The sequence below is a fragment of the Thioalbus denitrificans genome (assembly GCF_003337735.1).
In the GTDB taxonomy this organism is placed as follows: Bacteria; Pseudomonadota; Gammaproteobacteria; order DSM-26407; family DSM-26407; genus Thioalbus; species Thioalbus denitrificans.
Map to the genome: position 1 here is coordinate 288,359 of NZ_QPJY01000001.1, position 9,291 is coordinate 297,649.

Genomic DNA, 9,291 nt, shown 5'->3' on the forward strand with positions numbered 1-9,291 from the left:
GTTCGGGGTCAGGCGGCGCGGCGCAGCAGCCGGTCCAGGAGCGCGAGCGCCTGGCCCAGGTAGCCGCCGCCGAACAGGTTCAGGTGGTTGAGCACATGATAGAGATTGTAGAGGGCGCGGCGCTCCCCGTAACCGGGTTCGAGCGGCCACGCCTCCGCGTAGGCCCCGTAGAAGCGCGGTCCGAAGCCGCCGAACAGCGCGGTCATGGCCAGGTCGGTCTCCCGGTCCCCGAAGTAGACGGCCGGGTCGAACAGGACCGGCCGGCCCGAGGCGTCCACGCTCCAGTTGCCGCCCCAGAGATCCCCGTGAAGCAGGGAGGCCGGGGGCACATGGCCATCGAGCAGAAGATCCAGCCGCTCCAGCAGCGCCCGGCCCTTGCGCTGCAGCTCACCGCCGTGGCCATGCCGGGCGGCCAGCTCCAGCTGGAAGCCGATCCGACGCTCGCGCCAGAATCCGGTCCAGTCGTCCGCCTCGCCGTTGGGCTGGGGGGTCGCGCCGATGGTGTTGTCGCGCGCCCAGCCGTAGCGCGGGCGGGTCACCCGGTGCAGGGCGGCGAGTTCACGGCCGAGACGCTCCTCGGCCGCGGCGCCATCCCCGTGCAGCTCCAGGTACTCCAGGACCAGGAACGACTGGCCGCTCTCCGCGCCCAGGCAGATCGGCCGGGGGACCCGGACGGCCCCGGCGGCCGCCAGCTCGGCCAGCCCGGCGGCCTCCGCCTCGAACATCTCCAGCCGGTCGGCGTCGTTGAGCTTGACGAAGAACCGCCGCCCCCCGCCCTCGAGGCGATAGGCCCTGTTGATGCAGCCGCCGCCCACCGGTGCGCGCTCCGCGCCGGTGAAGGCGGAGCCGGTCGCCGCGGCGATGCGCTGTTCGATGCCATTCCACAGGGTCATGACCGGGGGAGCCTGTCGGATCGGGGTGTTCACGGCGGGCGGTGTCGGGCGCCCGTCACGGGTTGCGGCGCAGGATCAGGGATCCCGGAGTCCGCGGCCAAGCTTACCGTCCCGGGCGGTGCGCCTCCAGTGCCGGGCGTCGCATTCCGGTCCGCGGATGGGTGATACTACCCCATGGCACCCGCCGGGCGCGGCGGATGCCGCTCACGCTGGAGAACGATAACGGGGGAGGGCGGCGATGAACCTCGAGAAGGTGATTTTCGGTTTTTTCATCATCCTGGCGCTGACGCTCAACTTCGGCTTCTTCTTCGGCGAAATCGAGGATCCCGCCCACCACCACGTCTACGAGCTGTTCGCGGTGATCGTGGTCAACCTGGTGGCCACGGTGCTCAAGTTCGGCGACCGCTCCCAGATGGGCGCCCTCCTGCTGGCCACGAGCCTGGTGGCCGACCTGCAGCTCATCGCCGCGGCGGTGGTCTGGACCCTGGCGGTCCACGTGCAGGAGGTGGGCCTGGTGCCGGAGGTGATGGCGAGCATCGTCTCGCTGTCCGGCGGGGCGATGCTCGCCAATGTCATCTCGGTGGTACTGCTGGTGATGGAAACTTCCATGCTGCGCCGCTGAGATGGGCGGTCCGGCTGGCGGAGGGGCGCGGGTGAGCAATGTCACCTCGTTGGTGTTCAGGCGCATGCGGGCGCCGCTGCTGGTGCTCATCGGCGCCTACGCGGTGGCGATCCTGGGCTTCGTCCTGATCCCCGGTGTGGACGACGCCGGCCGGCCCTGGCGCATGGACTTCTTCCACGCCCTCTATTTCGTCAGCTACATGTCCACCACCATCGGCTTCGGCGAGCTGCCCCATCCCTTCACCGACGCCCAGCGGTTGTGGACCACCGTCACCATCTACCTCAGCGTCACCGCCTGGCTCTACGCCGCCGGCAACATTCTCGCCCTGGTGCAGGATCCGGCCTTCAAGGAGGCTCTCACCCGCGGCAGCTTCGCCCGCAGCGTGCGCCGCCTGGGCGAGCCCTTCTACCTGGTGTGCGGCTATGGCGACACCGGCGGCCTGCTGGTCCACGCCCTGCTCGACCGCGGCCAGCGGGCGGTGGTGGTGGACATCGACCCCCAGCGCATCCAGGCCCTGCAGCTGGACGAGCCGGAGGTGTTCGTGCCCGGGCTGTGCGCGGACGCCGCCGATCCCCAGTCACTGCTGCTGGCGGGCCTGGAGCATTCCCGCTGCGCCGGGGTGGTGGCGGTGACCAACGACGATCACGTCAACCTCACCGTGGCCATCACGGTGAAGCTGCTCAGCCGCCCGCTGCAGGTGATCTGCCGGGCCGAGACCCGGGAGACGGCGGCGAACATGGCCTCTTTCGGGACCGATCACGTCATCGATCCGTTCCAGACCTTCGCCGATCACCTGGCCATCGCCCTGCACTCCCCCGGCCTCTACCTGCTGCAGGACTGGATCACCGGCGTGCCCCACTCGGCGCTGGCCGAGCCCCTCTACCCCCCGCGCGGAACCTGGATCCTGTGCGGCTACGGCCGCTTCGGCAAGGCCGTGCGGCGCTACCTGGAGTACGAGGGCATCCCCACCCGCATCATCGAGGCGCTGCCCGACCTGACCGAGAGTCCCGAGGGGACGGTGGCGGGCAAGGGGACCGAGGCGGTCACCCTGCGCGAGGCCAATATCCAGAGTGCCGTGGGGCTGGTGGCGGGCACCGACAACGATGCCGACAACCTCTCCATCATCATGACCGCCCTGGAGCTCAAGCCCGACCTGTTCGTGGTGGCGCGCCAGAACAAGCGCCAGCACGATCGGCTGTTCCAGGCCGTGGAGAGCCAGCTGGTGATGCAGCCGGCGCGGATCATCGCCCGCCGCATCCTGGCCCTCATCTCCACCCCACTCACCGCCGGCTTCCTGCACCTGGCCCGCCAGCGCCGGGCCGACTGGGCCAATGCCCTGGTCAGCCGCATCGCCGCGGTGGTGGGCGACCAGGTGCCGGATATCTGGGCGGTGGAGATCGGCCGCGAAGGGGCGCCGGCGGTGGTGGCGGCCACCCGGGACGGGATGAGCGTGCGGCTGGCCGATCTGCTGGCCGATCCCCGTGAGCGCGGCGAGCGGCTCCCCTGCGTTCCCCTGCTGCTGCGCCGGGGCGATGAGGATCTGCTCGAGCCGGAGGACGAGTCGCTGCTCTGGCGGGGCAGCATCGTGCTGTTCTGCGGTGCGCCGGAGGCCCGTGATCGCATGCGCTGGGGGCTGCAGAACCCCAAGGTTCTCGCCTACCTGCTCACCGGGCGGGATCGGCCCGAGGGCTGGATCTGGCGCCGGCTGGCGCAGCGCGACTGACGGAATCCGCCCTGGAAGCGCCCGGTTATACACATTGGCGGGCCGCCTGCAAGGCCTTCCGGCGGCTACGGCACGGGCGCGGTCATGTCTTGGGCGTGTTTCGCAACTAATTGATTCTGCAGTCTTTAATATTGTGATGCTTTTTTGACCAGATGGCGCTGAAACCAGTCCCCACGGGGGGTTGGAGTCCTTTTGCGCAAACTGTGCACAAAGTTATCCACAGGTTCTGTGGATAGCCGGTAATCATGCGCCAGAACGAGGGGTTAGCGATTTCCCATGGGGTTTCATGGCAGATAACCCGACCGATCCGTTCCTCCCGGGCCCGGGGTGGTCGCCGTGAGCGTGGCCGGGCCCATCCTGCAGGTGGCGGTCCCCTCGCCGTTGCGGCGCCTGTTCGACTACCTGCCGCCCACCGGAGCCGATCCCGGCCTGCTGCTCCCGGGCATACGGGTGCAGGTCCCCTTCGGTCGTACCCGTCCGGTGGGGGTGCTGGTGGCGGTGGCGGCGGCGAGCGAGGTGCCCCCCGGGCGGCTGCGGCGGGCGCTGGCGCTGCTCGACCGGACCCCCGTGGTGCCCCCGGTCCTGCTGGAGCTGGCCGCCTGGGCGGCCGGCTACTACCACCACCCGCCGGGGGAGGTGCTGCAGACCCTGCTGCCGGTGCTGCTGCGCCAGGGGGCGGAGGCCCGCGTCGGCGGCGTGCCCTGCTGGCGGCTCACCGCGGCGGGCCGGGCCGTGGCGCCGGAGGGGCTGACCCGGGCGCCGCGCCAGGCCGAACTGCTGCGCCGCCTGGGGGAGGCCGCCGGCGGGGAGCTGACCCCGGACGACCTGCCGGAGGCGACCGACTGGCGGGCGGTGCTGCGGACCCTGGTCGACAAGGGCTGGGTTGAGCGCGGCGAGCGCCCCTGCCTGGAAGCCGCGGCCGTCGGCCGGGACACCCCCCCCGCGCTCAACCCGGCCCAGTCCGCCGCCGTGGCGGCGGTGGGCGAGGCCGCGGGCCGGTTCCAGCCCCTGCTCCTGGACGGCGTCACCGGCAGCGGCAAGACCGAGGTCTACCTGCAGGCCATCGCGACGGCGCTGGCCGCCGGTCGCCAGGCACTGGTCCTGGTGCCCGAGATCGGCCTCACGCCCCAGACCGTGGCCCGCTTCCGCCGCCGCTTCGCGGTGCCGCTGGCGGTGCTCCACTCGGGGCTGGGGGAGCGGGAGCGGCTGTGCGCCTGGCTGGCGGCGGGCCGGGGGGAGGCGCCCATCGTCATCGGCACCCGCTCGGCGGTGTTCACGCCCCTGGCGCGGCCCGGTCTCATCATCGTCGACGAGGAGCACGACGCCTCCTTCAAGCAGCAGGAGGGCTTCCGCTACTCGGCCCGGGATCTCGCCCTGGTCCGGGGGCGGCTGGAGCGTGTCCCGGTGGTGCTGGGCTCGGCGACCCCGTCGCTGGAGAGCCTGCGCAACGCCGGGGAGGGCCGCTACCGGCGGCTGGTCCTGCCCGAGCGCGCCGGCGCGGCGCTGCATCCCCGGTTCCGCCTGCTGGACATCCGCGCGGCGGCGCTGGACGAGGGCCTCTCGCCGCCGCTGCTGGCGGCCATGGGCGGCCACCTGGACGCGGGCGGACAGGTGCTGCTGTTTCTCAACCGGCGCGGCTTCGCCCCCACCCTGATCTGCCATGGCTGCGGCTGGGTGGCGGAGTGCCGGCGCTGCGACGCGCGGCTGACCCTGCACGCCCGCGCCGGGCGCCTGCGCTGCCACCACTGCGGGGCCGAGCAGCCGGTGCCGCGGCAGTGCCCGGCCTGCGGCGGGCTCGACCTGCGTCCCCTCGGCCAGGGAACCGAGCGGGTGGAGGAGGGGCTGGGGCGCCACTTCCCCGGCGTGGGCGTGGTGCGCGTCGACCGCGACAGCACCCGCCGCAAGGGGGCGATGGAGCGGCTCATCGACGGCGTGCAGGCGGGCGCGAGCCGCATCCTGGTGGGCACCCAGATGCTGGCCAAGGGGCACCACTTCCCGGGCGTGACGCTGGTGGGGATCCTCGATGTGGACGGGGGGCTGTTCAGCGCCGATTTCCGCGCCGGCGAACGCATGGCCCAGCTCATCATCCAGGTGGCCGGCCGGGCCGGCCGCGCCGATCGGCCCGGCGAGGTGGTGATCCAGACCCGGCAGCCGGACCACCCCCTGCTGATCGACCTCATCGAGGGCGGCTACGACCGCTTCGCCCGCGCGGCGCTGGCCGAGCGGGCGGCCGCCGGGCTGCCCCCCTACACCAGCCTGGCGCTGGTCCGGGCCGAGGCGCCGGGCGGCATGGCCCGGCCGCTCGCCTTCCTCGAGTCGGTGGCGGAACGGGCGCGGGCGCTGGCGCTGGCCGGGGTGCAGGTCCTGGGGCCGGTGAGCGCCCCCATGGAGCGCCGCGCCGGCCGCTACCGGGCCCAGCTGCTGCTGATCGCGCCGCGGCGGGCCGACCTGCACGCCCTGCTCGGGCCGCTGGCCCTGGAGCTGGAGGGCATGCAGTCGGGGCGGGCGGTGCGCTGGTCCCTCGACGTGGACCCGCTGGAGACGTTCTGAGGGCGGGCGGGGTCCGCGCCGGTTTCGGGCGGTTGCCGCCATGGGGGTGACGGGGGGCGGGACGGGGCGGCTATAATGGCGCCTTTGAACCTGGCGACACCCCTCGGCCGGAACCCCGCGGTCCGCATCCGGCCTGAACCGGCGGTTTCCCGGTTGTGCCGCGGCCCGGCGAAGGCTGCCCACCCCATCCCTAAGGGATCGTGACGACATCCATGAAACAGCACCTGGAAGAGCTCCTCCACATCACCCTGGCCGGACTGCACGAGGGCGGCGCCCTGGGTGCCGATGTCCCCGAACGCGTTCACGTGGAGCGGGCCCGCGATCGCCGCCACGGCGATTTCGCCACCAACGTGGCGCTCACCCTGGCCAAGGCCGCCGGCAAGAAGCCCCGTGACCTGGCGGGGCAGATCGTCCAGGCCCTGCCGGCCTCCCCGCTGGTGTCGCGGGTGGAGATTGCCGGACCCGGTTTCATCAACTTCTTCATGAGCCCGGAGGCCTATCACCTGGTGGTGAACGCCGTGCTCGATCAGGGCGAGAGCTACGGCCGCTCCACGGTGGGCAACGGCCGCGCGGTGCAGGTGGAGTTCGTCTCCGCCAACCCCACCGGGCCGCTGCACGTGGGGCACGGGCGCGGCGCGGCCTACGGCGCCACCGTGGCCGACCTGCTGCAGGCGGTGGGCTACCAGGTCCATCGCGAGTACTACGTCAACGACGCCGGCCGGCAGATGGACATCCTCGCCGCCAGTGTCTGGCTGCGCTACCTGGATCTCTGCGGCGAGACCGTGGCCTTCCCCAGCAACGGCTACAAGGGCGACTACGTCTGGGACATCGCCGCCACCCTGCACCGCAGCCGCGGCACCGAGCTGCATCACCCCATCGCCGCGGTGATGGAGGGCGTGCCGCCCGACGCCCCCGCCGGCGGGGACAAGGAGGCCCACATCGACGCCCTCATCGGGCGCGCCCGCGCGCTGCTGGGCCCGGCCCGCTACCGCGAGGTGTTCGACCTGGGGCTGGAGACCATCCTGGCGGACATCCGCGACGATCTCGGCGCTTTCGGCGTCACCTACGAGGAGTGGTTCTCCGAGCGCTCCCTCACCGAGAGCGGCGCGGTGGACCGGGCCATCGAGCGGCTACGCGACTCCGGCCATGTCTACGAGCGGGAGGGGGCCCTGTGGTTCCGTTCCACCGACTACGGCGACGAGAAGGACCGGGTGGTGGTGCGCGAGAATGGCCAGAAGACCTACTTCGCCTCCGACATCGCCTACCACATGGACAAGCTGGAGCGCGGCTTCGAGCAGGTCATCGACGTCTGGGGCGCCGATCACCACGGCTATGTGCCGCGGGTGAAGGCGGCGCTGGCGGCCATCGGCGACGATCCCTCACGGCTGGACGTCCTGCTGGTGCAGTTCGCCATCCTCTACCGGGGCGGGGAGAAGGTGCAGATGTCCACCCGCTCCGGCGAGTTCGTGACCCTGCGCGAGCTGCGCGAGGAGGTGGGCAACGACGCGGCGCGCTTCTTCTATGTGCTGCGCAAGTGCGAGCAGCACATGGACTTCGACCTGGACCTGGCCAAGTCCCAGTCCAACGACAACCCGGTCTACTACATCCAGTACGCCCACGCGCGCATCTGCAGCGTGATGCGGCAGCGGGAGGAGAAGGGGCTGCCGCGGGACGAGGAGGCCGGCCGCCGGAATCTCTGCCTGCTGGAGGAGGAGCACGAGCAGGCGCTCCTCAACACCCTGTCCCAGTACCCGGAGGTGCTGGAGGCGGCGGCGCTGTCCCACGAGCCGCACCAGCTCGCCCACTACCTGCGCGAGCTGGCCAACGACTTCCACACCTACTACAACGCCCACCAGTTCCTGGTGGAGGACGCGGGGTTGCGCGATGCGCGGCTGAACCTCTGCCTCGCCACCCGGCAGGTGCTGCGCAACGGCCTGCGCCTGCTGGGGGTCGCGGCACCGGAGACCATGTAGGCGATGGCCAGGGACTATAACCGCAGCAGCTCCTCGCGCCGGGGCGGGGGCGCACGCCGCCGGAGTGGCGGGAGCCCGCGCTGGCAGCTGTTCGTCGCCGGCCTGATCCCGGGGCTGCTGGTGGCGCTCCTGGTCTACCTGGAGGTGCGCACGCCGGACGCCCCCCGCCAGCCGCGGCCCGCCGCCCAGGCGCCGGCGCGGCCCGTCGCCCCGGTGGCGCCCGCCCGGCCGGCGCCGAAACCCGGGCAGCCCGCGCCCGGGAAGAAGCCGGAGCCGGAAACGCCGCGCTTCGAGTTCTACACCATCCTGCCCGAAATGGAGGTGGTGGTGCCGGACAAGGAGGTGGAGCCGCCGCCCAGGCCGGCCGCCGGCCAGGCGGCGCCGGCCACGCCGCCGCAGCCGCAGACGGCGAGCGCGGCCGCGCCGGTGCGCTACTTTCTGCAGGCGGGTTCCTTCCGCCGCTTCGAGGATGCCGACCGGGTCAAGGCCCAGCTGGCCCTGCTCGGCCTGGTGGCCGGCGTGCAGCGGGTGACCATCAACGGCGGGGAGGCCTGGCACCGGGTGCGGCTCGGCCCCTACACCAGCCTCACCGAGCTCGAACGGGTGCGTGCGCTGCTGAAGGACAACGGCATCAGCTCGCTGCTGCTCAAGGAGAAGGGTTGACCCGCGTTGCCGACACGGAATCGCGGCGCCTGGAGGCGCACTCCCGGCGGTGTCCGCGCGCTGGCCGGCGGTAGGCCGTGGCGCGTGTGCGGATCGCCGTGGCGCTGCTGGTCGCCCTCCTGGCGGCGGGCTGCGGTGGTGGCGATGCCGGGGTCCGCTCCCGTCCCTTCAGTCTCGGCTACCTCGCCAAGAGTGACGTGGACGTCGTCTCCGATCTCCACCTGCGGGTCAGCTTCGACCTGCTGCGCCAGCTGGCGGTCAAGCTCTACAAGCGCAATCCGGCCGAGTGGCGCCGCAGCGGCGCCGGGAGCCTGAAGGAGCGGGTGGACGCCCTGTTTCCCGATCCCCTGCACTGGAACCACCCCGGGCTCGGCGGCCGCCGGGGCAGCGAGGCGGTGCTGCTGGCCTTCGAACCGGGCTATCGCGGCGACCGGGTGCTGGCGTTCGTGGCGGGGCTGTCCGCCATGACCTACGTGGCCTACGGCAGCCGGACCGAGTCGTACCTGCTCGACCAGCTCGACCCGCAGAAGCTCTACAACCTGGCCCGGAACCTCGAGATCGCCGCCTGGAAGCTGCGCACCGGCGTCGACGGGTCGGGCCGGCCCTGGCTGCTCAGCACCTCCCTCGACCCGGAAGCGCCCAATCTCAGCTTCGAGCGCCTGTTCGGGCAGCTCATCTCCCTGCAGGACATGATGGCCCGCATCGTGGCCGAGAAGACCAACCGCACCATCCGCACCGTCGTCCAGCAGATGGCCACCGCCGTCTTCCTGCCCATCTGAAGCTTCGGGATGCCGAAGGCGAAAAGGCATTCGACCGCAGATTGACGTTGATTGGCGTGGATTTTCACCGGTTCCCGCTGCCGACTGT

Annotated in this window: 7 protein-coding genes; 6 read left to right on the forward strand and 1 reads right to left on the reverse strand. The window is 72.0% G+C overall.

All coding sequences use genetic code 11. The annotated features are described in order from the left end of the window. Positions 1–8: 8 nt before the first annotated feature. On the reverse strand, positions 9–893 hold the full coding sequence (locus DFQ59_RS01305; protein ID WP_114277860.1) for a fructosamine kinase family protein: 885 nt from the start codon (positions 891–893) through the stop codon (positions 9–11). Between the two features lie 238 nt (positions 894–1,131). On the opposite strand from DFQ59_RS01305, the gene DFQ59_RS01310 reads away from it, so the two are divergent. From DFQ59_RS01310 to DFQ59_RS01335, 6 genes are all read left to right on the forward strand, one after another. Next, positions 1,132–1,515: a DUF6394 family protein gene (locus DFQ59_RS01310; RefSeq protein WP_114277861.1), complete on the forward strand. Its 384-nt coding sequence runs from the start codon at positions 1,132–1,134 to the stop codon at positions 1,513–1,515. 1 nt (position 1,516) lies between these two features. Next, positions 1,517–3,238 (forward strand): potassium channel family protein, encoded by a 1,722-nt coding sequence (locus DFQ59_RS01315; RefSeq protein ID WP_211314735.1) that lies wholly within the window; start codon positions 1,517–1,519, stop codon positions 3,236–3,238. Between the two features lie 336 nt (positions 3,239–3,574). Further along, positions 3,575–5,788, forward strand: a complete 2,214-nt coding sequence (locus DFQ59_RS01320) for a primosomal protein N' (protein ID WP_245937136.1) — start codon at positions 3,575–3,577, stop codon at positions 5,786–5,788. Between the two features lie 212 nt (positions 5,789–6,000). Next, complete coding sequence (gene argS, locus DFQ59_RS01325; RefSeq protein WP_114277863.1) at positions 6,001–7,761, forward strand: arginine--tRNA ligase; 1,761 nt, start codon at positions 6,001–6,003, stop codon at positions 7,759–7,761. A 3-nt stretch (positions 7,762–7,764) separates the two neighbouring features. Continuing rightward, positions 7,765–8,424, forward strand: a complete 660-nt coding sequence (locus tag DFQ59_RS01330) for an SPOR domain-containing protein (protein WP_114277864.1) — start codon at positions 7,765–7,767, stop codon at positions 8,422–8,424. A gap of 77 nt (positions 8,425–8,501) precedes the next feature. Further along, a complete protein-coding gene (locus tag DFQ59_RS01335) occupies positions 8,502–9,203 on the forward strand; it encodes a hypothetical protein (RefSeq protein WP_114277865.1) in 702 nt (233 codons plus the stop codon). Positions 9,204–9,291 lie beyond the last annotated feature (88 nt).

Coding starts and splice junctions, on each gene's coding strand:
- DFQ59_RS01330 (WP_114277864.1), top strand. CDS start 7,765: ATGGCCAGGGACTATAACCGCAGCAGCTCCTCGCGCCGGGGCGGGGGC.
- DFQ59_RS01310 (WP_114277861.1), top strand. CDS start 1,132: ATGAACCTCGAGAAGGTGATTTTCGGTTTTTTCATCATCCTGGCGCTG.
- argS (WP_114277863.1), top strand. CDS start 6,001: ATGAAACAGCACCTGGAAGAGCTCCTCCACATCACCCTGGCCGGACTG.
- DFQ59_RS01305 (WP_114277860.1), bottom strand. CDS start 893: ATGACCCTGTGGAATGGCATCGAACAGCGCATCGCCGCGGCGACCGGC.
- DFQ59_RS01315 (WP_211314735.1), top strand. CDS start 1,517: ATGGGCGGTCCGGCTGGCGGAGGGGCGCGGGTGAGCAATGTCACCTCG.